Here is a 23156-nt window from a genome sequence, read left to right as displayed (position 1 = left end):
TGCGCTCGTGAGCGCCCCGGCCACCAGTCCGCCGCAGGCGGCAGTGGCCGAATCGTCCGACGACGCCGACCTGCGCGTCGCTCCCACCCGCCATCCCTGGCGTTGGGTCGTCGCAGCGGCGGCGCTGGTCCTGGTCGCGCAGTTCGTGCACGGACTGGTGGTCAACCCGGGCTGGGACTGGGCGACGTTCGCGCGGTACTTCACCGCCCCGTCGGTGCTGTCCGCGCTGTGGACGACGATCGAACTCACCATCTGGGGCACCGTCCTCGGGTTCGGGATCGGCGTGCTGCTCGCCGTGGCGAGGCTGTCGAACAATCCGGTGCTGCAGGTGATCTCGTGGATCTACGTCTGGGCGTTCCGCTCGATTCCACTGATCGTGCAGCTGCTGTTCTGGTTCAACATCGCCTACCTCTACCAGACGATGTCCCTCGGCATTCCGTTCGGCCCGGGATTCCTCGAGTTCAACGTCACCGGCGTGATCTCCGGGTTCACCGCCGCGGTCATCGGGCTCGCGCTGCACCAGGCGGCCTACTCCGCCGAGATCATCCGCGCGGGCATCATCTCCGTGGACCACGGCCAGATCGAGGCCGCCAACGCACTCGGTATCCCGCGGACCCGTCAGCTGTTCAAGATCGTTCTGCCGCAGGCGATGCGGTCGATTCTTCCGAACGCGGCGAACGAGGTCATCAGCCTCTTCAAGGGCACCTCGATCGTGTCGACGATGGCGATCGCCGAGCTGTTCTACCAGGTCCAGGTGATCTTCGGTCGCAACGGCCGGGTGGTGCCGCTGCTGATGGTCGCGACCGTCTGGTACATCGTCCTGACCACCGTGCTGTCCGTCGGCCAGTACTACATCGAACGGCACTACGCCCGCGGATCCGCCCGCGCGCTGCCACTCACGCCGTGGCAGAAGGTCGTCGCCAAGTACCGGGAGATCCGTGACGGCAGTACCGGCGCGCCGAGAGGGGCCACCCGATGACCGCCATCGGTGACCCATACGCCGTCGACGTGCGGGGCGTGCACAAGGCCTTCGGCGCGCTCGAAGTGCTCAGAGGCGTGGATCTGTCGGTTCGCACGGGGGAGGTGACGGTGATCCTCGGGCCGTCGGGCTCCGGGAAGTCGACCCTCCTGCGCACCCTGAACCACCTCGAGAAGGTCGACCGCGGCACGATCCGGATCGACGGAGAACTGATCGGCTACCGCCGCCGCGGCAACACCCTGCACGAACTGTCCGACCGAGAGGTGCTGCGACAGCGGTCCCGGATCGGGTTCGTGTTCCAGAGTTTCAACCTCTTCCCGCACCTGACCGTCCTCGAGAACGTGATCGAGGCTCCGGTGTCCGCGCAGCGCCGCGACCGCGCCGAGGTGACGGCCCTGGCGCGGCAGCTGCTCGAACGGGTCGGGGTCGCCGACAAGGCCGACCGGTATCCGAAGCAGCTGTCCGGGGGACAACAGCAACGTGTCGCGATCGCGCGTGCACTCGCGTTGCGCCCCAAGGTGATCCTGTTCGACGAGCCCACCTCGGCGCTGGATCCCGAACTCGTCGGTGAGGTCCTCGAGGTGATCCGTGACCTCGCCGACGGCGGTGCGACGCTGGTGATCGTGACCCACGAGATCGGGTTCGCCCGCGAGGTCGCCGACACCGTCGTGTTCATGGACGGCGGTGTGATCGTCGAGCAGGGCCCGCCGGACGCGGTGCTGGACCGACCCACCCACGAACGTACCCGCGCCTTCCTGGCCCGAGTGCTCTGACCCCCTCATTCATCGCGAAAGACCCTGGAAGGAAATGATGTCCGCCCTCACCCGCCACACGAGGCTGTTCGCCTCGGCACTGACCGCCGTCGCCCTGCTGGCGGGCTCCGCGTGCAGTTCGAGCGATGCCGCCGAGACCGACGCGGCCACCGCCGCCGGCTACAACCTGACCGCCGAGCAGAACCGCATCACCACCGACGAGGTCCCCGAGATCGCGGCGCAGGTGCCGCAGGCGATCCGGGACCGAGGGAAGCTGATCGTCACCGGGTCGGCAGGCACGGCACCGCCGCTGCGCTTCTACGCCGACGACGACAAGACGATCATCGGATCGGAGACAGACTTCGCCCACCTGATCGGCGACGTCCTCGGCCTCGACGTCGAACTGACAGCCGCGGACTGGGCGCAGAACTTCGTCCGGGTCGACTCCGGTGAGGCCGACACGTTCATCTCCAACGTCACCGTCACCGAGGAACGCAAGGAGAAGTACGACTTCGCCACGTACCGGCTCGACAGTCTCGCCGTCGAGGTGAAGAAGGGCAGCGGCATCACGTTCTCCGGTCCGAAGGACATCGCGGGCCTGAAGATCGGCGTCGGCTCGGGGACCAACCAGGAGGCGCTGCTCGTCGCGTGGAACGAACAGAACGTCAAGGCCGGGCTCGAGCCGGCCGAGATCCTCTACTACCAGCAGGCAACCGACTACTACCTCGCACTCGGCTCGGGCCGGATCGACGCGTACGTCGGCCCCAACCCGTCGTCGGCCTTCCACGCCCTGCAGACCGGCGAGACCGAGGTCGCAGGCACCTTCTCCGGAGCGGGCTACGACCTGCAAGGGGAGATCGCCGTCCTGACGAAGAAGGACAACGGGCTGATCGGGGCGATCCATGCCGCGCTCAACCATCTCATCGACAACGGCACCTACGCCCAGGTTCTGGACCGCTGGGGCATCAGCAGCGAGGCGGTCGAATCCTCGCAGATCAACCCACCGGGCCTGCCGAAGAAGCAGTAGTCCCGATACCAGCGGCGAGAAGACGAGCAGGGAGAGAACATGACGCAGGTGCAGGGCCCGGTGGACGTCGTGGTCGTCGGTGGTGGCGTCATCGGTTCGGCGTCGGCGTGGCGGTCGGCCGCGCGGGGCCGGTCGGTGGTGTTGCTCGAGCAGTTCGAACCGGACCACCGGCGCGGGGCCTCCCACGGCACCTCCCGGATCTACCGGCAGGCGTACGACGACGAGTTCCACACCGTGCTCGCCGGGCGCGCATTGCCGCTGTGGCGGGAACTGGAGGAGATCAGCGGCACCGATGTACTCACTCTCACCGGGGCAGTCGACCACGGCAATCCCGTGGCGGTGGCGGCCCGTACCCGAACGCTCTCGGGGCTGGACGTCCCACACGAACTGCTCGAACCGGCGGCAGCGGAGAAACGCTGGACCGGAATGCGATTCGACACCACCGTGCTCCACCATCGCGGGGCGGGACGGCTGCACGCGGATCGGGCGGTGCGTGCGCTGCAGCTGGCAGCGCAGCGGGCCGGCGCCGACGTCCGGTATCGCCACGCGGTCCGCGAGATCCACGGCACCGGATCGGGCGTCGACGTGGTCACCGACGTCGGTGTTGTCCGGGCCAGGCACGTCGTCCTCGCGGCGGGTGCCTGGACCCGAACCCTGCTCGCCGGTAACGAAATTCGGCCCGCCCCGACCTTGCCGGCGCTGCGCACCACGCAGGAACAGCCCGCCCACTTCGCACCCGTGACCGGTGCGGAGTGGCCGAGCTTCGTCCACCACCCCGGTGCCGAGCTGGCCGGCGAAGGCATCTACGGCCTCGGCTCCGCGTCCGGCATCAAGATCGGTGAGCACGGCACCGGGCCCGAAGTGCACCCCGACACCCGCGACTTCCGGCCGGATCCGGCCGGGGTGCAGCGCCTCGTCGACTATGCCGCGGCATGGCTGCCGGGTGTCGATGCGGCATCCGCGGTCGCGGACACCTGCCTCTACACCACCACTCCGGACAGTCGATTCGTCGTCGATCGGCTCGGGGACGTGACGGTCGCGGCGGGATTCTCCGGGCACGGATTCAAATTCGCGCCTGCCATCGGCGATCTGGTCGCGGGACTGGTCGCGGGCGACGTTCGTGCGCCCGAGCCGTTCCGGTTCGGGACGCGGCGGGCGGAGGTCGCGTGACGGGCCGGACGCGGCGCCTGCAGGTGCACACGGTGACGCAGGACGACCCGCTCGCCGCTCCGCTCCTCGCGGAGCTGGCCGTCGAGTACAGCACGCGCTACGAGCGCCCGTTCGAGGAGCAGTTCGAGGCGCTGACCACTCATCCCGGCAACGAGTTCGCGCCACCGGACGGGGTGCTGCTGGTCGTCGTCGAGAACGGGGAACCGGTGGCGGGCGGGGCCTTCCGCCGTTACGACCAGGCGACGGCGGAACTCAAGCGGATCTGGACCTCGAGCAGGCACCGGCGCCGGGGGCTGGGGCGCATCGTCCTCGAGGAACTCGAGGTGGAGGCGGCGCTGCGGGGCTACACCCGCATCTACCTGACGACCGGCTGGCGTCAGCCGGAGGCGGTCGCGCTGTATCTGGCGGCCGGCTACACCGCACTGTTCGACCCGACGCGCCCATCCGAGGAGATCGGGCCGCACCCGTTCGAGAAGTACCTGATCCGAAAGGCCGACTCCGCGTGAAGTTCCTGCTCCTCAGTCTGATCACCCACCAGCCCGACCCGGTCACGGGGGAGTGGCTCGATCCGGCCGCCCGCCTGAAGGAGGTCGTCGACACCGCCGTTCTCGCGGAGGAACTCGGTTTCGAGGGCTTTGCCGTCGGTGAACGCCACGAGCGGCCGTTCCTGGCGTCGTCACCGCCGGTCGTGCTCAGCAACATCGCCGCCCGCACGAGCACGCTGGAACTGTGGACCGGGGTGACGACGCTGAGCCTGCTCGACCCGGTGCGCGCCTTCGAGGACTACTCCACGCTCGACAACCTGTCGGGCGGCCGACTGCAGCTGATGATCGGGAAGGGCAACGGCACCGCCCAGGCGGACCTGTTCCACGTGAGTCCCGAGGACCAGTGGGAACGCAATCGTGAAGGCTACGAACTGTTCCGGGCGCTGTGGGAGAACGAGACCGTCACCTGGGATGCACGATTCCGGCCCGCCCTGACCGATGCGGTCACCGTGCCGCGCCCGCTGCAACCGCGCCTGACCATCTGGCACGGCAGCGCGACCAGCCGGGAATCCGTCGACCTCGCAGCGAGGTACGGCGATCCGGTGTTCTCCGCGAACGTCACCAACCCGATCGAGCCCTACGCCGAGCTCGTCGAGCACTACCGCGAGCGATGGCAGGCGTACGGGCACGACCCCGCCGACGCCCGCGTCGGTGCCGGGACCGCGGGACTCCATGTCGCGCGCACGTCGCAGGAGGCGGTGCAGCGCTACCGCCCGCTGTTCGAGGCGCGACTGCGGTTCGCCCGGGACAGCGGTCTGCCGGTGGTCTTCGAGACGGTCGAGGACTTCGTGGAGCGCAGTTCCGCCCTGATCGGCAGTCCACAGCAGGTGGTCGAGAAGGTCCTGCGCTACCACGACCGTCTCGGACACGAGGTCACGCACGTCACCGCAGACCGGGGCGGGCTGTCCACCGCCGAACAGCGCGCGAGCCTCGAACTGTTCCAGGGGGAAGTGGCTCCGGTGCTGCGGCAGGTGATCCCGCACCGCGACTCCGTCGCGGTGGCCTGAGATCGCCGCCGAATGTGCCCCCACCACGCTTCGCCGGTTTCGTCGGAGCCCCACACACCACCGACCACAGGAGTTCACCCGATGTCCCCGACCCACCCCGTCCACCTCGGCGTCGCCCTCGACGGCGCCGGCTGGCATCCCGCAGCCTGGCGGGAGCCGAATTCACGGCCCCGGGAACTTTTCTCGGGTTCCTACTGGACAGACCTCGCCGCGACTGCGGAGCGTGGACTGCTCGACTTCGTGACCATCGAGGACAGTTTCGCCGTGCCCGCCAACCCATACGTCGCCCAGGACCCGGATGCGGTGGACGTCGTGCGCGCGCGGCTCTATGCCCACCTCGTCGCCGCGCGGATTGCCCCGCGGACGCGGCGCCTCGGACTGATCCCGACGATCACCGCCACCCACACCGAGCCGTTCCACGTGTCGAAGGCGGTCGCGACGCTGGACTACACGTCACGCGGCCGCGCGGGCTGGCAGGTCAAGGTGTCGTCGTCGGAACAAGAGGCGGCGCACTTCGGGCGCCGGGACGTTCCCGGACTGGACAAGCGGGACAGGGAGGCGCTGGCGACCGGGGCGCTGCCCGCGTTCGCCCTGGAACTGTTCGACGAGGCCGCCGACGTCGTCGAGGTCGTCCGTCGCCTGTGGGACAGCTGGGAGGACGACGCGGAGATCCGCGAGGTCGCCACGCGCCGGTTCATCGACCGGGGCAAGCTGCATCACGTCGACTTCGAGGGGCGCTTCTTCAGCGTGCGTGGGCCGTCCATCACCCCCCGCCCGCCCCAGGGGCAGCCGGTGGTCACAGCTCTTGCACACCGGGACGTCGCGTACGAACTGGCCGCGCGCACGGCGGATCTGGTGTTCGTGACACCCACGGACACCAACGGCCCCGCGGTGCTCGCCGACGTCTCGGCGGCCGCCGAGCGCGTTGGGCGCCCAGGTGTTCCGCTGCAGGTGTACGCCGACGTCCTCGTCTTCCTCGACACGGACCGGGAGTTCGGTGCCGACCGGCTGCGGCGGCTCGACCGCCTCGCGGGCCGCGAGCTCGTCACGGACGCGACGGTGTTCACGGGCAGCGCGGGCGAGCTCGCCGATCGACTCGAATCGTGGCAGCAGCAGGGCTTCGACGGATTCCGGCTTCGCCCGGGCGTCGCGGTGGACGATCTCGAGGCCGTCACCACGGTGCTGGTGCCGGAACTGCAGCGGCGCGGACTCTTCCGCACCGACTATCCCGACACCTCGCTGCGCGGGCTTCTTGGTCTGCCCACCGACGTCCCCAACCGCTACGCGGCCGGAACTCCGGCAGCCTGATCCCAGGAGAGACGGACCCATGAGCACACCCAAGAAGCAGGTCATCCTCGGCGCCTACCTCGGTGGCGTCAACCACCACACAGCGTGGTGGCATCCGGAGGCCGGCAGCCAGATCGAGTTCGACTCGTTCGAGCACACCGCCCGCACCGCCGAACGCGGCAAGTTCGACTTCTTCTTCCTCGCGGAGGGTCTCGTGCTGCGCGAACGCGCCGGCGAGATCTTCGACCAGGACATCATCGGCCGCCCGGACACCTTCACGGTGCTCGCGTCCCTCGCCGCGGTCACCGAACACCTCGGCCTCGCCGGAACGATCAACGCCACGTTCAACGAACCGTACGAGCTGGCCCGCCAATTCGCGACGCTCGATCAACTGTCCGGCGGTCGTGCCGCGTGCAACGTCGTCACGTCGTTCGACGCGTTCACCGGCCGGAACTTCCGTCGTGGGGGATTCCTGCCGCACTCGCAGCGGTACGTCCGCGCCGAGGAAGCCGTCGAAGCCGTGCGGCAGCTGTGGGATTCGTGGCGGGAAGACGACATCGTCGCCGACCGGGGCAGCGGCCGATTCCTGAACCGGCCGGACGCCGGTGCGTTCGAGTTCCACGGCAACCAGTTCGACATCCGTGGCCGTTTCACGGTTCCGCGCAGCCCGCAGGGCCGGCCGGTACTCCTGCAGGCCGGGGTGTCGCCGCAGGGACGCGACTTCGCTGCCGCCAACGCCGACGCGATCTTCTCGCCGTACGGGAGCCTGCCGGAGGCGGCCGAGTACTACCGGGACGTCAAGGCTCGCGCCGTCGCCGCCGGCCGCAGCGCGGACGATCTGAAGATCCTGCCGTCGGCGAGCTTCGTGATCGGCGACAGCGAAGCCGACGCCCGCGAGAAGTACCTGGAGATCCGAGACCAGCAGGTCACCGGCCAGACCGCATTGATCCTGCTCGAGCAGTTGTGGAACCGAGACCTGTCGGCGTACGACCCGGACGGGCCGATCCCCGACATCGACCCCGACCCGGAGGCACCGCCGATCATCCAGGGCCGCGCGTTCATCCACCAGGACCGCTTCGACACCGTGGCGAAACTCCGTGCGGTGTCGGAGGAGAAGAAGCTGACACTGCGCGAGACCGTGGCCGATCAGTTCGAGCGCGGCCCGATCGTCGGGACCGCCGCACAGATCGCCGAGCAGATCGACACCTTCGTGCGCAGCGACGGATCCGACGGCTTCATCATCGGCTCGTACCTGGTGCCCACGGGCCTCGACGAGTTCGTCGATCAGGTCGTGCCGCACCTGCAGGACCGCGGCGTCCTGCGCAGTGAGTACACGGGCACGACACTGCGCGACAACCTCGCTCTGCCTGTTCCGGCGCACCCCGTCACCGTCGGATAGCCGGTTCCGCTGGGTGACCGTTGCTTTCCACCCGGAGTGGGCGACCTCGGGTCACGGCGCGTCGTCGTCACCGCCACCATGGTCGACACCGCTCATCCCGTAGCGATGCCAGCGGCGGTGATGTTCGCGCACTTCGGCTTCGCGGCGGGCGCGGGCGTGTTTGACGGACTCGGCGATGATCTCGTCGAGGTGATGTCTGTGATTGACCCTCGGTCCTTGTTCCGGGTCGATGTGTCTCGGTGCGATCCACTCGGTCCGCCCGGCGTGCTCGGTGCCGTCGGGTGCGGTGCGGGTCTTCCAGCCGCCCGGTCCGTCGTGGACGAGGGCGTGGCAGGCATCGCAGGCGAGGTCCTCGTTGGTGATGTCGGTGCGCCCGTCGTCCTTCCACTCACGGATGTGATGGACGGCGGTCATCGAGGCGGGTGCGTCGCAGCCGGGGCGTGTGCAGCCACCGGACGCTGCGATCAATGCCAACCGCTGGTCGCCGGATGCGAGTCGCTTCGACCGCCCCAGGTGCAGCGGCCGGCCACGATGGTCGAACAACACGAGCACCGGGTGTGCGTTCTCTGCCATACGGAGGGCATCGGCGATCGGGACGATGCCACCGGATGCGGTGGTCACGATCCCCGTCGCTTGTTCGAGTTGCTTCAGGGTCATGGTGATGATCGCGGTCACCGGCAATCCCCGATGAGAACCGAGCACGCCCGACGACAGTAGTTGTCGTAGAGCGGCTTTCATGGCGTCGTGGTTGCGTTGCACCGCAGTGCGGGTGTCGCGGGCGGCGGCCTTCGCGAGTGCGGTGCGATCCAGGTCCGGCGAGTCCACGTCGCCCCTGGGCGACTCGGGATCGTCGGGGTTGTTCATGCCGGGTCGTGCGAGTTTCGCCAGCACCGGCTCCAACATCGCCCGCAACTCCGGATCGAGCAGTCCGGAGACCGGCGTCATGAGATCGGGGCCCTGCTTCCCGATCCGCAGCCCGCGGCGTCGTTTGCGATCCTTCTCGTCGGGAACGTCGCCGTCGGCCGCCAGGTGCGCGAGCAGATGGACGCCGATCATCGTCACGTCTTCGGGAGTGGTGGAGCGGGCGGTGTCGGCGAGGATCCGTTCGGCGACCTCGATCTTGTCGACGTCGGTTCCGTGCGGAACCTTGCGCATCACCTGCGCGATCACCCGGACATGATCGACACCGATCGCGCCGTCGGTCAGTGCGGCGGACGTTTCCGGCAAGGTGGGTTCCATCGGTTCCCCCACGACGGTGTGCCACACCCCGGTCTTGCGTGCCCGCTTGACCCTCGCGGCCGCGTCGCCTCCCGAGATTCGCAGTGTCTGGACGAGGAATTCGTTGATCGATCGGCAGCCCAGGGTTCCCGGAAGTGAGCGTTCGCCGGCCTCGACGACGAGCCGGTTCCCGACCGAGGAGGCCTTCCTCAGCGACGTCTCGAACCGCTGCATCACTTCTACAACGTCACCGTCCGACAGTCCGACCAGTCCCACCCCGAGCAGGCCGTCGACGGCGGCATCGAGGGCGGCCAGGTGGTGTTCCACCTGGCCAACTCCCCCGCTCCCGATTGCCGAACTCATGTTCGAATTCTACTTCGGGTGTCCGACAGATTGACCAGATTCGTGGATCTGCTCGGCCTGCTCGTTTGGTTTTGCGGGTCGAGCGTGGGGTTCAGGCCCAGTCGCCGGGAACACCGGCGACGGCCGTGTACCGAGACATCGGTGACAGCCGGATGCGACTTCCGAAGGTGACATCGCGCAGATGCGCGAGGCGCACACCCTCGGGCGATCAACCGACCCCAACGTATCGACATGGCATCTCGGAGAAGGGTTTCGATCGCGCTGACGTTAAGGCTTTGTCAGGGACAGGTGGATCATTAACATCGGCATCGACCATCCAGAGCGACCGAGAGACCCGGCTCGACGACGTCGCAGCAACCCCCTGATCGTCAGGAGAGGGTGCTACCGCCGGGAACGATGGAGGCGTTGGCATGATCGGCATGGGCTTCGTGACCGCATGGGCGCGGCTGCACATCGACCTGTGCCGTGTCGCTTCCGGAACCTGTTCGTCCACAGCCTCGTTCGCCCCGAAGTCCTGATCGGATCAGCCCCCGTTTCGGTGCCGGGGCACCGCACACGCGGTGCCCCGGCGCCGTGCAGCGATCTGTGCGTGTAGAGAAAATGGAGCCCTCGGTGTTCTTGTCGTCAACTTCTGCCCATCGCCGGCGTCGAGCCGCGCTCGCGTTGGCCGCATCCGCGGCACTGACCGCGGGCCTGACCGCGTGCGGGTCCGCCGACGCGGCCGGCGGGACCGATGCCGGTACCCCACATGCGGGCGGCACCCTGCGGTACGGGCTTTCGGGCGCCCCGACCTGCGCGGACCCGGCCCAATCCGGTTCCAACCAAACGATCTACGTGGCCCGGCAGGTCGTCGATTCGCTCACCGACCAGGACCCCGAGACCGGGGAACCGAAGCCGTGGCTCGCGGAGAGCTGGGACGTCAATGCCGACGCGACCTCGTTCACCTTCCACCTGCGCGACGGGGTGACCTTCAGTGACGGCTCCGCGTTCACCGCGGAGTCGGTCAAGAGGAACTTCGACTCGATCCTGAACACACTGACCGGGGCGAAGGCGCCTCTGGCTGCCAGCTACCTGTCGGGCTACACCGGCGCCACCGTGGTGGACCCACGCACTGTGCAAGTCGCCTTCTCGTCGCCGAATTCGCAGTTCCTGCAGGCCACTTCCACGGTGCAGCTCGGCTTCCTGTCCGACACCGACGTCGCGAAGACCGCGGAGCAGCGGTGCGCGGGCAATCTGTCCGGTACCGGCCCGTTCGTCTACGAGAGCTACGTCCAGGACAAGTCGGCAACCCTGGCCAAGCGCGCCGGCTACGCCTGGGGTTCGGACGTGTTCGCGCACGACGGTGAGGCCTATCTCGACAAGATCGAGTTCACCATCGTGCCCGAATCCGGCGTGCGCAGTGGATCGCTGGCGTCCGGCCAGCTCGACGCCGTCTCCGATGCCCTTCCCCAGGACGCTCCGCAGATCGAGGGCGCCGGCGGCCGGATCCTCACCACGTCGAACCCGGGTATTCCCTTCGGATTCCAGCCGAACGTGACCCGCGGCGTCCTCGCCGACCCGGCGGTGCGCGCCGCAATCGTCCCCGCGATCAACCGGCAGGAACTCGTGGACACGGTGCTCGGCCCGGACTTCCGGCCCGCAACCAGCACGCTCGCCTCCCGCACACCCGACTACGTCCAGCTCTCGGAGGTCACCTACGCCCCGGATGCCGCGAAGAAGATCCTGGACGAGGCCGGCTGGGCGCCCGGGCCGGACGGCATCCGCGTCAAGAACGGCACCCCGCTGAGCTTCTCGGTCACCTTCAGCAGCGTGTTCGCCGGCAACCAGGCCATCCTCGAGCTCGTCCAGCAGCAGCTGCGGGCCGTGGGTGTCGACCTGCGACTCGAACTTGTCTCGACCGCGGAGCAGACGGCACGGCAGTCGACCAAGGACTACGACTCCACCTACTACAACAGCACCCGCGCAGACGGTGACATCCTGCGCACCGCCTTCGGCATCGACGGCCGAAACCTCAACGCCCGCGGCCCGATCCCCGAGCTCGACGAGGTGCTGGCCGCCCAGCTGCGGACCACCGAGCCGGCGCAGCGGGGAGAGCTGATCGAGAGGGCGCAGCAGTTGGTCCTCGACAACGGATTGTGGCTTCCCACCGTCGAGCTGTCCCAGGCCATCGGTGCCGGTGCCACCGTGCAGGACCTCAAGTTCGAGGCATCCGCACGCCTGCAATTCTTCGACACCTGGCTCAGCGAGTAACCAATGACTCGATATCTCGGATCCCGTGTGCTGCAGGCGATCGGCGTGCTGTGGGCGGCCTTCACCGTGTCGTTCGTCGTGCTGTACCTGCTGCCGTCCGACCCGGTGAGCATGGCCGTGGACTCCGCCGCCGCCAGCGGTGCCGCGATCGACGCCGACGCGGTCGCGCAGCTGCAGGCCCGATACGGGTTGGACCAGCCGGTGTGGGTGCAGTACTGGAACGCGCTCACGGCCGCGGTCAGGGGTGACTTCGGCACGTCCATCTCCACCGGCCAGTCGGTGACGGACGCGATCGCCTCGGCGGTTCCGGGCACCCTGGCGCTGGCATTCACCGCCCTGGTGCTCGCCGTGGTGTTCGGCACGACCGTCGCGTTCCTCGCCACCTACACGCGATCGACCCGGTTGCGCAGCCTCCTGTTCTCGCTGCCGCCGCTCGGTGTCGCGGTCCCCACATTCTGGGTCGGATTGATTCTGCTGCAGGTGTTCTCGTTCGCCCTCACGCTGTTCCCCGCGTTCGGCGACGGCGGCCTCTCCCACCTGGTGCTGCCCGCGATCACCCTGGCCCTGCCCACGGGTGCGGTCATCGCGCAGGTGCTCGCGGCCAGCCTGCAGACCACCTGGCGGCAGCCGTTCATCGAGGCGGCGCGGGCGAAGGGAGCGTCCCGCTGGCAGATCCAGACCCGGCATGCGTTGCGGCTGTCCAGCATCCCGGCCTTCACCATCGCCGGTGTCCTGGTCGGGACGCTGCTCGCCGGGTCAGTCGTCGTGGAGACGGTCTTCTCCCGCGCCGGGCTCGGCCGGCTGACCCAGATGTCGGTGATGGCCCAGGACATACCGGTGGTGCAGGGCGCCGTGGTGTTCAGCTCGCTGGTGTTCGTGCTCGTCAACCTCGCCGTCGATCTGCTGTATCCGCTGATCGATCCGCGGATCGTCGACGGCGGCCGCCGAGCGGCAGGCAGGCGAGGATCGGCCGCCGGCGGCGCCCCGAACTCCCCGTCGCCGAACACCACGAACCCGAATGCCACATCGCAGGACGAGACCGTGGAGGTGAAGGCCCATGTCTGACACATTGATCCGGGAACCTGTCGAGGTCGCGGCCGCCACCGCGGTGCGCCGCCGTGGCTCCGCCGAGTCGGCTGCGCCCGGCCGCACCGCGGCGCTCCGCACCGCTGTCCGCGGGCTCCGCCGCAACTGGGTGGTGGCGCTCTCCGCGGTCGTGCTGCTCCTCGCGATCGGGTTCGCGCTGTTCCCGTCGGTGTTCGCGTCCGGCGACCCGCTGCAGGGCGTGCCCGCGGACAAGCTGCAGGGCCCGAGCGCCGCGCACTGGTTCGGCACCGACAACATCGGCCGCGACGTGTACACGCGGGTCGTGCACGGCGCCGGGCTCTCGCTCACCGCGACGTTCCTCGCGGTCGGGATCGCCCTGGTGGTCGGCTCGATCGTCGGCCTGCTGTCGGGTGCGGCTGGGGGAGCGGTCGACGCGGTGCTGATGCGCATCGTCGACGTGCTGCTGTCGATTCCGGCGCTGCTGCTCTCGCTCGCCCTGGTGACCGCACTCGGCTTCGGCACCGTCAACGTGGCGATCGCCGTCGGTGTCGGACTCGTCGCGAACTTCGCCCGCGTCATGCGCTCGGAGGTGCTGCGGGTGCGGCGGGCGCTGTACGTCGAGGCCGCCCTCGCCTCCGGCGTCCGCTGGCCCACCGTGCTGTACCGCCACGTGCTGCGCAACGCCTATGCCCCGGTGATAGCGCTGGCGGCAGTCGAATTCGGGATGGCCGTGCTGGCGGTGTCCTCCCTGAGCTTCCTCGGTTTCGGAGCGGTGCCGCCCACACCCGAATGGGGGTCGCTGATCTCCGAGGGCCGCAACTACCTGGCCACCGCGTGGTGGATGACGACACTGCCCGGTCTCGTCATCATCGCCGTCGTCCTGGCGGCGCACCGCATCGGTCACGCGATCGAGGATCGGAGCGGACGATGAGCGCCGACACCGCCGGAACCGGGTCAGCGCTCCTGCGGGTCGACGACCTCCGGGTCGCGTACGGCGACGCGAACGACCCCGTCGTCGCGGTCGACTGGGTCGGCCTCACCGTCTCCCGCGGCGAAGTCGTCGCCGTGGTCGGCGAGTCGGGCTCCGGCAAGTCGACGACCGCGCACGCAATCCTCGGTCTGCTCTCCGGCAGCGGCCGTGTCACCGGCGGCGCCGTCACGTTCGACGGGGAGCGCCTGGACACCCTGCCCGACCGGGCGTTCGAGAAGGTGCGCGGGGCCCGCATCGGTCTGGTCCCGCAGGACCCGACGACGTCGCTGAATCCGGTGATCCGCGTCGGGGACCAGATTGCCGAGACGCTGCGCATCCACGGCCTCGCGGACCGCCGTTCCGCGAAGATCGAGGCGCTGCGGATCCTCGAGGAGGCCGGCCTCGACAATCCCGAACTGCGCGCCGGTCAGTACCCACAGGATCTGTCCGGCGGCCAACGGCAGCGTGTGCTCATCGGCATCGCGCTGGCCTGCCACCCCGACCTGGTCATCGCCGACGAACCCACCAGCGCGCTGGACGTCACCGTGCAGCGTCGCATCCTCGACCACCTCGAGGCACGTATCGCCGAGCGTGGCACCGCGGTCCTGCTCATCACCCACGACCTCGGTGTCGCCGCCGACCGCGCCGACCGCATCGTCGTCATGCAGCGGGGCCGGGTCGTGGAGACGGGACCGGCCTCGCAGGTCCTGGACAACCCGCAGCACGAGTACACACGGTCGCTGCTCGCCGCCGCACCGAGTCTCGCCGACGGGCCGGTGCGCCCGGAGAGAGGTGCGGCCGAACCTCTGCTCAGCGTGTCCGGGGTGTCGAAGACGTTCCGGATCGACCGCCGCCATTCGCTCGACGCGGTGCGCGGCGTCTCCTTCGAGGTTCCGCGCGGGCGGACGCTGTCCCTGGTCGGCGAATCGGGGTCGGGGAAGTCGACCGTCGCGCGGATCGCGATCCGGCTCGAGACCGCCACGTCCGGGACGGTCCGGTTCGACGGCCGGGACATCACCGGGCTGCGGGGACGGGATCTGCGGGCCCTGCGGCGGCGGGTGCAGATCGTGCACCAGAACCCGTACGCGGCACTGAATCCGAAGCTGAGGATCCGGGACCTCGTCGCCGAACCGCTCGGTGCCTTCGGCATCGGCACCACGCGTGACCGTGCCCGCCGAGTGGAGGAACTGCTCGACCACGTGGCGCTGTCCGCGGCGCATCTCGACCGTCGCCCGGCCGAACTCTCCGGCGGCCAGCGCCAGCGGGTGGCGATCGCCCGTGCACTCGCCCTGCAGCCGGAACTTCTGGTCCTCGACGAGCCCGTCTCCGCACTCGACGTGTCGGTACAGGCACAGATCCTCGACCTGCTCACCGACCTGCAGGACGAGTTGGGGCTGAGCTACCTGTTCATTTCACACGACCTGGCGGTGGTCCGGCAGATCAGCGACAACGTCGCCGTGATGCGGTCCGGTGAGATCGTCGAATCCGGCTCCACCGCAGATATTTTCGACAACCCGCAACGCGAGTACACCAGGGTGCTGCTCGATGCGATCCCCGGGAAGGTTCGACATGTCCGATAATTCAGAACTGCCCACCTCGGAACTGCTGGTGGGAATCGAGTTCGCCGGTACCGGCGCGCATCCCGCCTCGTGGCGTCGTGACGACTCGCGCGCCGAGGATCTCTTCACCGGCGGCTACTGGTCCGACCTGATCGGCGCCGCCGACCGCGCGGGAGCGGATCTGGCGTTCCTGCCGGACCGGTTCGGGGTGGCCACCGCCCGGGACACCGTCCGCGGCAGGCTCGAGGCCGTCGGGGTGGCCGCCCGCCTGTCCGCCGTCACGTCCCGGATCGGCCTGATCCCCACCGCGACGGTGACCCACACCGAGCCGTTCCACGTGGCCAAGGCGATCCAGAGCCTCGATCACACCACTCGTGGTCGCGCCGGGTGGCAGGTCGCGGTGTCCAGCGGGGAGGACCAGGCAGCACTGTTCGGGCGCAAGCAGTCCCAGGACCCGGTATCGCTGTGGGAGGAAGCGCACGAGGTCGCCGAGGTCGCCGTGCGGCTGTGGGACAGCTGGGAGGACGACGCCGAGATCCGGGACGTCGCAACCGGGCGCTTCGTCGACCGCGACAAGCTGCACTACATCGATTTCGAAGGCGAGTACTTCTCTGTCAAGGGTCCGTCCATCACCCCGCGGTCCCCGCAGGGGCGGCCGGTCGTGGCGGTTTCGGTGGAGGACGAGGAGTCGCTCGGATTCGCCGCCGCCCGAGCCGATCTCGTACGCGTTTCCGCTCCGGACGCGCAATCCGCGTCCGCTCTTGCCGATCGGGTGCGGGCGCGGGCCGCGGGCCGGTCCGTGACCGTCCTTCTCGACATCGACATCCTGCTCGCCGACGACGACGCGGCGGCTGCGACAGCTCTCGCGCGGCTGGACGACTGGGCGGGAGCCGCGTACCGCCCGCGCTCACTGTTCCACCGCGGGGGAGCGGATGGGCTCGTCGCCGTGCTCGACGGTCTGCACGGCATCGACGGCGTCGTCCTGCGGCCGCTCGCGCTGGCGTCAACGCTCGACCTGCTCACATCCCGGGTACTGCCCGCGCTGCGGACCACCCCACGCGACAGCGGCACGACCGTGGGGGAGCGTCTCGGCCTGCCCCGTCCCGCCAGCCGCTACGCCACCACTCACTGAAGGGATCGATCACGATGTCACGCACCACTGCCCGCAAGCAGGTGCACCTCGCCGCGCACTTTCCCGGCGTCAACAACACGACTGTGTGGGCGGACCCGGAGTCCAAGAGTCAGATCGACTTCGACTCGTTCCTGCATCTCGCCCGCACCGCCGAACGCGGACTGTTCGACTTCTTCTTCCTCGCCGAGGGACTGCGCCTGCGGGAACACCGCGGCCGGATCCACGACCTCGACGTGGTGGGCAGGCCCGACACGCTGACCGTCCTCGAAGCACTCGCCGGCGCCACCACGCACCTCGGGCTGGCCGGGACGATCAACACCACCTTCAACGAACCATACGAACTGGCAAAGCAGTTCGCGACGCTGGACCACCTGTCGGGTGGCCGTGCCGCATGGAACATGGTGACCTCGTCGGACGCGTTCACCGGCGAGAACTTCCGCCGCGGTGGCTTCCTGGACCACTCCCAGCGGTACGTGCGCGCCAACGAGATCATCGACGCCACCCGAACCCTGTGGGACAGCTGGCGCCCCGGCGCCCCGCTCGTGGACCGGGAACGCGGGATCTTCGCCTCCGACAAAGACATCGCCCCGTTCGACATCCACACCACCCAGTTCGACATCGCCGGACGCTTCGAGGTGCCGCGCAGCCCACAGGGACACCCGGTGCTCCTGCAGGCCGGGGACTCGGACGAGGGCCGCGAGTTCGGCGCCGCCAAGGCCGACGCCATCTTCACCGGGCACGGGACGATCGAGGACGCGCGGGCGTTCTACGCCGACGTGAAGGGCCGTCTCGCCCGGTACGGGCGGCGCCGCGACGACCTGAAGATCCTGCCCGCGGCCACGTTCGTCCTCGGGGACAGTGCCGAGGACGCCGCAGAACGTGCCCACCACATCCGGCTGCAGCAGGTCGGTCCGCAGACCGCGATCGCCTTCCTCGAACAGGTCTGGGGCCGCGACCTGTCCGGCTGCGACCCCGACGGTCCGCTGCCCGACGTCGAGCCCGAGGACAACGTCGACATCACCCGCGGACGTGTCCGGCACGCCAAGGACCCTCGAGCCGTCGCGGTGGCGTGGCGGCAGAAGGCGGAGGCCGAGAACCTCAGCATTCGCGAACTGATCATCGAGGTCACCGCCCGCCAGCAGTTCGTCGGCACCGCGCAGCAGGTCGCCGACGAGATCGACACCTACGTGCAGACCGACGCCAGCGACGGCTTCATTCTCGTCCCGCACCTCACGCCGGGTGGTCTGGACGAATTCGTCGACACAGTGGTGCCGCTGCTGCAGGAGCGCGGCAGCTTCCGCACCGCATACGAGAGCACCACCCTGCGAGGCCATCTCGGTCTCGACGTACCGCGTCCCGCGACCCAAAGCGACACGCACACCCACACCGAAGGAGTTCGAGCCTCATGACCACCGCATCGGAGCAGGACCGGTTCCACGAGGACTGGCAGCGTTGGCGCGCGGCCCGCGAGGCGGCACTGTCGGACCCCGACGGCTGGCTCGGCCTGACGGCACTGCACTGGCTGGACGAGCACCCGGCCGTGCTCGACGAGGTTCCGGGCCTGTGGCACGTCGACGGCGACACCGTGGTGCACAGCGGCACATCCGGTGCCGGGATCCTCACACCCGCCGAGGGCGCACCCGGTGTGCGGATCCGCCTCGGCGACCGGGACGCCGAGATCATCCGCCGCACCGGCCGATTCGCGGTCCGCATCCACGATCCGAAGGCGCCCGCCCTCGCGGAATTCACCGGGATTCCCACGTACGAGCCGGATCCCGGCTGGGTGGTCCCCGCCCGGCTCGCCCCGTTCCCCGAGCGTCGCACGGTCACCACCGGCGCCGTCGTGGACGGGCTCGAGCACCACCACCCGGCGGTCGGGACCGTCAGCTTCGATCGTGGGGGCGCCGAGCACACCCTCACCGTGTTCGGCGACGGCAGCGGTCCGACCCGGGTGCTGTTCACCGATGCCACCAGCGGCGTCACCACCTACCCGGCGGCCCGCATCCTGCAGATCGCGGCGCCGGCCGGGGACGGCACGGTGATCCTCGACTTCAACCGGGCCGAGAACCTGCCCTGCGCGTTCACCGACGCCGCGACCTGCCCGATCGCGCCGGCAGACAACCGACTGCCCTTCGCCGTCGAAGCGGGGGAGCGCAACCCGCGTATCCCGAGTCGTCCCGAGAGCCAGGAGCTGACCGCATGAGCCGCGTTCCCCTGTCGGTACTGGACCTGTCGCCCATCAGCGCCGGCAGCACCGCCTCACAGGCCCTGCGCAACACCATCGACCTCGCGCGCCACGCCGAGCAGTGGGGCTACCGCCGCTACTGGGTCGCCGAGCACCACTTCGTCGCCGTCGCCGTCGCGTCGTCGTCCCCGGCGGTGCTCATCGGTGCGATCGCCGCCGCCACCGACACCATCCGGGTCGGCGCCGCCGCCGTGCAGCTGGGACACCACACCGCCGCCGCGGTGGTCGAGGCGTTCGGCACCCTCGACGCCCTGCACCCGGGTCGGATCGACCTCGGGATCGGGCGGTCCGGGCAGCGGCGCGCCGATGCACTGAAGGCGGCGCAGGGCGGACCGGCGGCGCCGGTGCGACGCACCACCACGGAAGTTCGTGACGGACTGGTCATTCCGCCGCCGTTCTTCCCGGACGCACTGCTCGTGTCGCCACGACTGGTGGCAGGATTCGCGGCTCTGCAGCAGCCGGGCGCGCAGTCACCGGACTTCGGCGAGCAGGTCGACGAGATCCTCGCCCTGCTCGACGGCACCTACACCACGCCCGACGGGATCGACCTGCACGCCGTCCCCGGTGCGGGCGCCCGCGTGCAGACCTGGGTGTTCGGTTCGAGCGCAGGGCCGTCCGCCGAACTCGCCGGCCGCCTCGGACTGCCGTTCGGAGCGAACTACCACGTCAGCCCGGGCACCACGGTCGAAGCGGTCGAGGCGTACCGGGCCGCGTTCCGGCCGTCCGCGGTGCTCGACGAGCCGTACGTGGTGGTCTCCGCCGACGCGGTGGTGGCCGACACCGACCGGGACGCGCGGAATCTCGCCTCCACGTACGGGCACTGGACCCACAGCATTCGCTCGGGGCAGGGCGCGATCCCGTACCCGGACCCGGTCACCACCCCCGCACTCACCGACAGCCAACGCGAACTCGTCGAGGACCGGTTGGTGACGCAGTTCGTCGGCGCCCCTGACACGGTCGCCGACCGGCTCGCGGCGCTCCAGCGGGTCACCGGCGCCGACGAACTCGTCGTGACGTCGGCGACCCACCGGCACGAGGACCGGCTGCGGTCGTACGAGCTGCTGGCGCGGGAATGGGGACTCGGGCTGCGCGCGGCCTGACGCGCCCGGTCGCAGCGCGCCGGGATGGGCGTGCACACACCCTCACCCGCTCGCACAGGGGCGTTCGACCTCGATCGCCTCTGCGGACGCGCGAAAAGGTGTGTGGCTTCGCCTACTCGCCGTCGTATGCCTTCTGCAGCACCCCGATGTCGATCTTGCGCATCTGCATCATCGCGGCGACCGCGCGCTGCGCCCCGGCCGGGTCGGGGCCACCGAGGATGACGGGCAGTGCCGACGGCACGATCTGCCACGACACCCCGAACTTGTCCTTGAGCCAACCACATTGGGATTCCTGCCCGCCGTCGGCGGTGAGGGCGTCCCAGTACTCGTCGACCTCGGCCTGATCGGCGCAGTCGACCTGGAACGAGATCGCCTCGGTGAACGAGAACTCGGGTCCGCCGTTGAGCGCGGTGAAGTCCTGACCGTTCAGGGTGAACGCCACCGTCATCGCGGTACCGGCGGGCTTGGGCATGCCCTCGCCGTACCGGCTGATCTCACCGATGGACGAGTTCTTGAAGATGCCGGTGTAGAAGGCCGCGGCGTCCTCGGCCTGCGAGTCGAACCACAAACAGGGCGTGATCTTCTGCATGACGGATCGGTCCTCCATGACGTGTCGGTCTCTCGGGTGGATGTCCTCACACGTACAGACCAGGGTCGTCGCCCGAACTCATCGCGTCCAGTCAGAATCGCGTCCAGTCAGAAGCGACGGATCTGGTTGATCGGCGGCATCTCCGACAGCGGTGTCAACCCGATGGGCACCCCGGCGCCGTACGCGTTGAACACCTGACCGAAACCGGCGTAGATGCCGACGTGATCGTTCTCGGGACGGAAGGTGATGATGTCGCCGGGCGCCATCGCCGCGAACGGGATCGGCGTTCCCACCCAGGCCTGCTGCTGACTGACCCGCGGCAACTGCACGCCGGCCTGCCGGAACGCCCACTGGGTGAGCCCGGAGCAGTCCCAGGAGTTCGGGCCGGTCCCACCCCACAGGTAGGGCTTGCCGGTCTGGGTGGTCGCCGCCGCGAGTGCGGTCAGCCCGGCGGGCGACGAGATCGGCAGCGGAATCGCCGAACTGCCGGCGCTGACCGAACCGGTCGAACTGCCTGCACTGCCGACGGCGAGCGCGGGCGCCGCGGGGAGAGTGACGGCGCAGACGGTCAATGTGCCGGCCACGAGGGCGCGGCGCAGACGGGGTGTTCGCTGGTCGCGTGCGGTCGATGAGTTCACGAGCGTGGTCCTCCTGGTCGGCCTCGGGCAGCGGTCGGAGGTTAGATCACGATTCGAGGGAAAAGTGTTACAGATCACTTTCCGTTACGGCTCGAACCGGGCCCCTCGCCAGGTAAAGGGGTTTCAGAACCGTTGCACGTTGTGGATCGGCGGCAGGTCCGCGAGCGCCGTCAACCCGATCGGGACGGTGTCGTCGTAGGCGTTGAACACCTGCCCGTCACCGGCGTAGATGCCGACGTGGTCGGCGGCGTCCCGGAACGTGATCACGTCGCCCGGTGCCATGTCGGCGACCGAGACGGGGTCGCCGACCAGTGCCTGATCCTCGCTGACCCGCGGCAGTTCCACCCCCGCCTGCCGGAACGCCCACTGCACCAGCCCGGAACAGTCCCAGGTGTCGGGTCCGGTGCCGCCCCACTCGTACGCCTTGCCGGCCTGGGTGTACGCCGCGGCCAGCGCGATCAGGCCCGCGGGGCTCGGCTCGGGTGGCGGCACCTCCGCGGCTGCCGGGACGACCGGCTCGGTCGCGGCGAACCGGTGGAGCCGATCCGCCGTCGACTTCGACAGCATCGGGGGCAGCGCGACCGCGCACGCGACCAGGGCCGTCAGTCCCGCCCCGCCGAGAACGGTTCCGACGCGGACCCGACTGCGGGCCGCCGGAATCGTGGAGGGCATCGGCGGTGTCCTTCCCGGCGGGCAGCGGTGGTGGAGGCAGGTCGACAGGAGGTTACCTTTCGGACACCGAACGGTCTCCGTGGCGGTGGACACGACGTCCGGCCCGATTGCGCCTGCCGGACATCGCCGCATCGCGGTGTGAGGATGAGTCCGTGGCCGACCCCGAAGACCGCCCCGACGAACGATTCACCCTGGCCAGTGAGCGGACCTTTCTCGCGTGGATTCGCACGTCCCTGGGTCTGCTGGCGGGGGGAATCGCGATGGTGCATCTGGTCCCCGAGTTCAGCACCGGATGGGTGCGGACCCTGTTGGGGCTCACGCTGATCCTGCTCGCCGTTGCCGCCCCGATCGCCGGCCTGCGCCGCTGGCTGCAGGTGCGCCGCGCGCTCGAATCCGGTGCACCGATGCCCGAGGAGCGGGACCTGTGGGTGTTCGCCGTCGCGATCACCCTGGTCGCCGCATTCGCCGCCGTCGTCACCGTCCTCGGGGCGTGAGGGACCTGCGGCGCCCGGGCAACCCCGCCGCACCACGAGGCGCCCATCTCGTTTAGCGTCGCGAGGGACGGTCTGCAATCTGCATCACACCCAGGAGGAACGGTGGCACTCAAGCTCGGGTACAAGGCGTCGGCGGAGCAGTTCGGTCCGCGGGAGTTGGTGGAGTTGGCGGTGCTGGCGGAGGAGCGGGGGATGGATTCGGCGACGGTGTCGGATCATTTTCAGCCGTGGCGGCACAACGGTGGGCATGCGCCGTTTTCGTTGGCGTGGATGACGGCGGTGGGGGAGCGCACCAGTCGGTTGCAGTTGGGGACGTCGGTGTTGACGCCGACGTTCCGGTACAACCCGGCGGTGATCGCGCAGGCGTTCGCGACGATGGGGTGTCTGTATCCGGGGCGGGTCATGCTCGGGGTGGGGACGGGTGAGGCGCTCAACGAGATCGCCACCGGCTACTCGGGTGAGTGGCCGGAGTTCAAGGAGCGGTTCGCGCGGTTGCGGGAGTCGGTGCGGTTGATGCGGGAGTTGTGGACCGGTGAGCGTGTCGATTTCGACGGTGAGTTCTACAGGACGGTGGGGGCGTCGATCTATGACGTGCCCGAGGGCGGCATCCCGGTGTACATCGCCGCGGGTGGCCCTGTGGTGGCGCGGTATGCGGGTCGGGCGGGGGACGGGTTCATCTGCACCTCCGGCAAGGGCATGGAGTTGTACACCGA

Annotated in this window: 23 protein-coding genes and 1 riboswitch; of the genes, 19 read left to right on the top strand and 4 right to left on the bottom strand. The window is 69.4% G+C overall.

Features of this window, described 5'->3' with window-relative positions; translation table 11 throughout:
• Positions 1-7: 7 nt before the first annotated feature.
• The 8 genes from ACWDUM_RS26790 (at position 8) to ACWDUM_RS26755 (ending at position 8166) form a co-directional block, all read left to right on the top strand.
• Entirely contained in the window at positions 8-979 is a 972-nt protein-coding gene (locus tag ACWDUM_RS26790) for an amino acid ABC transporter permease (RefSeq protein WP_450136343.1), read from the top strand.
• Positions 976-1752 carry an amino acid ABC transporter ATP-binding protein gene (locus tag ACWDUM_RS26785; RefSeq protein WP_450136342.1) on the top strand — a complete coding sequence of 259 codons (777 nt, stop codon included), beginning with the start codon at positions 976-978 and terminating at the stop codon, positions 1750-1752. The genes ACWDUM_RS26790 and ACWDUM_RS26785 overlap by 4 nt, the downstream gene beginning before the upstream one ends.
• 37 nt (positions 1753-1789) lie before the next feature.
• A complete protein-coding gene (locus ACWDUM_RS26780; protein WP_450136434.1) occupies positions 1790-2758 on the top strand; it encodes an ABC transporter substrate-binding protein in 969 nt (322 codons plus the stop codon).
• Between the two features lie 39 nt (positions 2759-2797).
• Positions 2798-3928 (top strand): FAD-dependent oxidoreductase, encoded by a 1131-nt coding sequence (locus tag ACWDUM_RS26775; protein ID WP_450136341.1) that lies wholly within the window; start codon positions 2798-2800, stop codon positions 3926-3928.
• Complete coding sequence (locus ACWDUM_RS26770; protein WP_450136340.1) at positions 3925-4434, top strand: GNAT family N-acetyltransferase; 510 nt, start codon at positions 3925-3927, stop codon at positions 4432-4434. Before ACWDUM_RS26775 ends, ACWDUM_RS26770 begins: the two co-directional genes overlap by 4 nt.
• Positions 4431-5480, top strand: coding sequence for an LLM class flavin-dependent oxidoreductase (locus ACWDUM_RS26765; protein WP_450136339.1), 1050 nt, complete (start codon positions 4431-4433; stop codon positions 5478-5480). The genes ACWDUM_RS26770 and ACWDUM_RS26765 overlap by 4 nt, the downstream gene beginning before the upstream one ends.
• An 81-nt stretch (positions 5481-5561) precedes the next feature.
• Positions 5562-6788: an LLM class flavin-dependent oxidoreductase gene (locus ACWDUM_RS26760; RefSeq protein ID WP_450136338.1), complete on the top strand. Its 1227-nt coding sequence runs from the start codon at positions 5562-5564 to the stop codon at positions 6786-6788.
• A gap of 19 nt (positions 6789-6807) precedes the next feature.
• Positions 6808-8166, top strand: coding sequence for an NtaA/DmoA family FMN-dependent monooxygenase (locus ACWDUM_RS26755; protein ID WP_450136337.1), 1359 nt, complete (start codon positions 6808-6810; stop codon positions 8164-8166).
• 51 nt (positions 8167-8217) lie between these two features.
• Here ACWDUM_RS26755 and ACWDUM_RS26750 read toward each other — a convergent pair whose 3' ends face one another.
• Complete coding sequence (locus ACWDUM_RS26750) at positions 8218-9747, bottom strand: DUF222 domain-containing protein (RefSeq protein ID WP_450136336.1); 1530 nt, start codon at positions 9745-9747, stop codon at positions 8218-8220.
• Between the two features lie 309 nt (positions 9748-10056).
• Positions 10057-10150, top strand: a riboswitch (SAM riboswitch).
• Between the two features lie 7 nt (positions 10151-10157).
• On the opposite strand from ACWDUM_RS26750, the gene ACWDUM_RS26745 reads away from it, so the two are divergent.
• From ACWDUM_RS26745 to ACWDUM_RS26705, 9 genes are all read left to right on the top strand, one after another.
• Positions 10158-10265 carry a putative leader peptide gene (locus tag ACWDUM_RS26745; protein ID WP_450136335.1) on the top strand — a complete coding sequence of 36 codons (108 nt, stop codon included), beginning with the start codon at positions 10158-10160 and terminating at the stop codon, positions 10263-10265.
• An 82-nt stretch (positions 10266-10347) separates the two neighbouring features.
• On the top strand, positions 10348-11997 hold the full coding sequence (locus ACWDUM_RS26740; RefSeq protein ID WP_450136334.1) for an ABC transporter substrate-binding protein: 1650 nt from the start codon (positions 10348-10350) through the stop codon (positions 11995-11997).
• A 3-nt stretch (positions 11998-12000) separates the two neighbouring features.
• Positions 12001-13062 (top strand): ABC transporter permease, encoded by a 1062-nt coding sequence (locus ACWDUM_RS26735; protein WP_450136333.1) that lies wholly within the window; start codon positions 12001-12003, stop codon positions 13060-13062.
• A complete protein-coding gene (locus tag ACWDUM_RS26730; RefSeq protein ID WP_450136332.1) occupies positions 13055-13975 on the top strand; it encodes an ABC transporter permease in 921 nt (306 codons plus the stop codon). The genes ACWDUM_RS26735 and ACWDUM_RS26730 overlap by 8 nt, the downstream gene beginning before the upstream one ends.
• Entirely contained in the window at positions 13972-15594 is a 1623-nt protein-coding gene (locus ACWDUM_RS26725; protein ID WP_450136331.1) for a dipeptide ABC transporter ATP-binding protein, read from the top strand. The genes ACWDUM_RS26730 and ACWDUM_RS26725 overlap by 4 nt, the downstream gene beginning before the upstream one ends.
• Positions 15584-16705 (top strand): LLM class flavin-dependent oxidoreductase, encoded by a 1122-nt coding sequence (locus ACWDUM_RS26720; RefSeq protein ID WP_450136330.1) that lies wholly within the window; start codon positions 15584-15586, stop codon positions 16703-16705. The genes ACWDUM_RS26725 and ACWDUM_RS26720 overlap by 11 nt, the downstream gene beginning before the upstream one ends.
• 14 nt (positions 16706-16719) lie before the next feature.
• Positions 16720-18114 (top strand): NtaA/DmoA family FMN-dependent monooxygenase, encoded by a 1395-nt coding sequence (locus ACWDUM_RS26715; protein ID WP_450136329.1) that lies wholly within the window; start codon positions 16720-16722, stop codon positions 18112-18114.
• Complete coding sequence (locus tag ACWDUM_RS26710) at positions 18111-18908, top strand: DUF1684 domain-containing protein (RefSeq protein WP_450114722.1); 798 nt, start codon at positions 18111-18113, stop codon at positions 18906-18908. The genes ACWDUM_RS26715 and ACWDUM_RS26710 overlap by 4 nt, the downstream gene beginning before the upstream one ends.
• Positions 18905-20050, top strand: coding sequence for an LLM class flavin-dependent oxidoreductase (locus ACWDUM_RS26705; protein ID WP_450136328.1), 1146 nt, complete (start codon positions 18905-18907; stop codon positions 20048-20050). Before ACWDUM_RS26710 ends, ACWDUM_RS26705 begins: the two co-directional genes overlap by 4 nt.
• 112 nt (positions 20051-20162) lie before the next feature.
• On the opposite strand, the gene ACWDUM_RS26700 is transcribed toward ACWDUM_RS26705, so the two are convergent.
• The 3 genes from ACWDUM_RS26700 to ACWDUM_RS26690 all read right to left on the bottom strand — a co-directional run bounded on the left by ACWDUM_RS26700 (position 20163) and on the right by ACWDUM_RS26690 (position 21949).
• Positions 20163-20639: a VOC family protein gene (locus tag ACWDUM_RS26700; RefSeq protein ID WP_450114733.1), complete on the bottom strand. Its 477-nt coding sequence runs from the start codon at positions 20637-20639 to the stop codon at positions 20163-20165.
• Between the two features lie 107 nt (positions 20640-20746).
• A complete protein-coding gene (locus tag ACWDUM_RS26695; RefSeq protein WP_450136433.1) occupies positions 20747-21238 on the bottom strand; it encodes a C40 family peptidase in 492 nt (163 codons plus the stop codon).
• Positions 21239-21400: 162 nt separating this feature from the next.
• Entirely contained in the window at positions 21401-21949 is a 549-nt protein-coding gene (locus ACWDUM_RS26690) for an NlpC/P60 family protein (RefSeq protein WP_450114724.1), read from the bottom strand.
• 152 nt (positions 21950-22101) lie between these two features.
• Between ACWDUM_RS26690 and ACWDUM_RS26685 the strand changes: the two genes are divergently transcribed.
• Entirely contained in the window at positions 22102-22443 is a 342-nt protein-coding gene (locus tag ACWDUM_RS26685; RefSeq protein ID WP_450114725.1) for a YidH family protein, read from the top strand.
• Between the two features lie 102 nt (positions 22444-22545).
• Positions 22546-23156: glucose-6-phosphate dehydrogenase (coenzyme-F420) (gene fgd, locus ACWDUM_RS26680; RefSeq protein ID WP_450136327.1), on the top strand; the 611-nt coding region annotated here is incomplete at its 3' end.

The sequence above is a fragment of the Rhodococcus sp. NPDC003322 genome, from assembly GCF_053589555.1.
The sequence above is the reverse complement of the archived record's forward strand: the minus strand, read 5'-3'. Positions and strand labels throughout refer to the sequence as shown.

What these genes read in the sequence shown, in the direction of transcription:
- ACWDUM_RS26785 (WP_450136342.1), top strand. Translation starts at nt 976, where the DNA reads ATGACCGCCATCGGTGACCCATACGCCGTCGACGTGCGGGGCGTGCAC.
- ACWDUM_RS26780 (WP_450136434.1), top strand. Translation starts at nt 1,790, where the DNA reads ATGTCCGCCCTCACCCGCCACACGAGGCTGTTCGCCTCGGCACTGACC.
- ACWDUM_RS26775 (WP_450136341.1), top strand. Translation starts at nt 2,798, where the DNA reads ATGACGCAGGTGCAGGGCCCGGTGGACGTCGTGGTCGTCGGTGGTGGC.
- ACWDUM_RS26760 (WP_450136338.1), top strand. Translation starts at nt 5,562, where the DNA reads ATGTCCCCGACCCACCCCGTCCACCTCGGCGTCGCCCTCGACGGCGCC.
- ACWDUM_RS26755 (WP_450136337.1), top strand. Translation starts at nt 6,808, where the DNA reads ATGAGCACACCCAAGAAGCAGGTCATCCTCGGCGCCTACCTCGGTGGC.
- ACWDUM_RS26750 (WP_450136336.1), bottom strand. Translation starts at nt 9,747, where the DNA reads ATGAGTTCGGCAATCGGGAGCGGGGGAGTTGGCCAGGTGGAACACCAC.
- ACWDUM_RS26745 (WP_450136335.1), top strand. Translation starts at nt 10,158, where the DNA reads ATGATCGGCATGGGCTTCGTGACCGCATGGGCGCGGCTGCACATCGAC.
- ACWDUM_RS26740 (WP_450136334.1), top strand. Translation starts at nt 10,348, where the DNA reads ATGGAGCCCTCGGTGTTCTTGTCGTCAACTTCTGCCCATCGCCGGCGT.
- ACWDUM_RS26735 (WP_450136333.1), top strand. Translation starts at nt 12,001, where the DNA reads ATGACTCGATATCTCGGATCCCGTGTGCTGCAGGCGATCGGCGTGCTG.
- ACWDUM_RS26730 (WP_450136332.1), top strand. Translation starts at nt 13,055, where the DNA reads ATGTCTGACACATTGATCCGGGAACCTGTCGAGGTCGCGGCCGCCACC.
- ACWDUM_RS26725 (WP_450136331.1), top strand. Translation starts at nt 13,972, where the DNA reads ATGAGCGCCGACACCGCCGGAACCGGGTCAGCGCTCCTGCGGGTCGAC.
- ACWDUM_RS26720 (WP_450136330.1), top strand. Translation starts at nt 15,584, where the DNA reads ATGTCCGATAATTCAGAACTGCCCACCTCGGAACTGCTGGTGGGAATC.
- ACWDUM_RS26715 (WP_450136329.1), top strand. Translation starts at nt 16,720, where the DNA reads ATGTCACGCACCACTGCCCGCAAGCAGGTGCACCTCGCCGCGCACTTT.
- ACWDUM_RS26710 (WP_450114722.1), top strand. Translation starts at nt 18,111, where the DNA reads ATGACCACCGCATCGGAGCAGGACCGGTTCCACGAGGACTGGCAGCGT.
- ACWDUM_RS26705 (WP_450136328.1), top strand. Translation starts at nt 18,905, where the DNA reads ATGAGCCGCGTTCCCCTGTCGGTACTGGACCTGTCGCCCATCAGCGCC.
- ACWDUM_RS26700 (WP_450114733.1), bottom strand. Translation starts at nt 20,639, where the DNA reads ATGCAGAAGATCACGCCCTGTTTGTGGTTCGACTCGCAGGCCGAGGAC.
- ACWDUM_RS26690 (WP_450114724.1), bottom strand. Translation starts at nt 21,949, where the DNA reads ATGCCCTCCACGATTCCGGCGGCCCGCAGTCGGGTCCGCGTCGGAACC.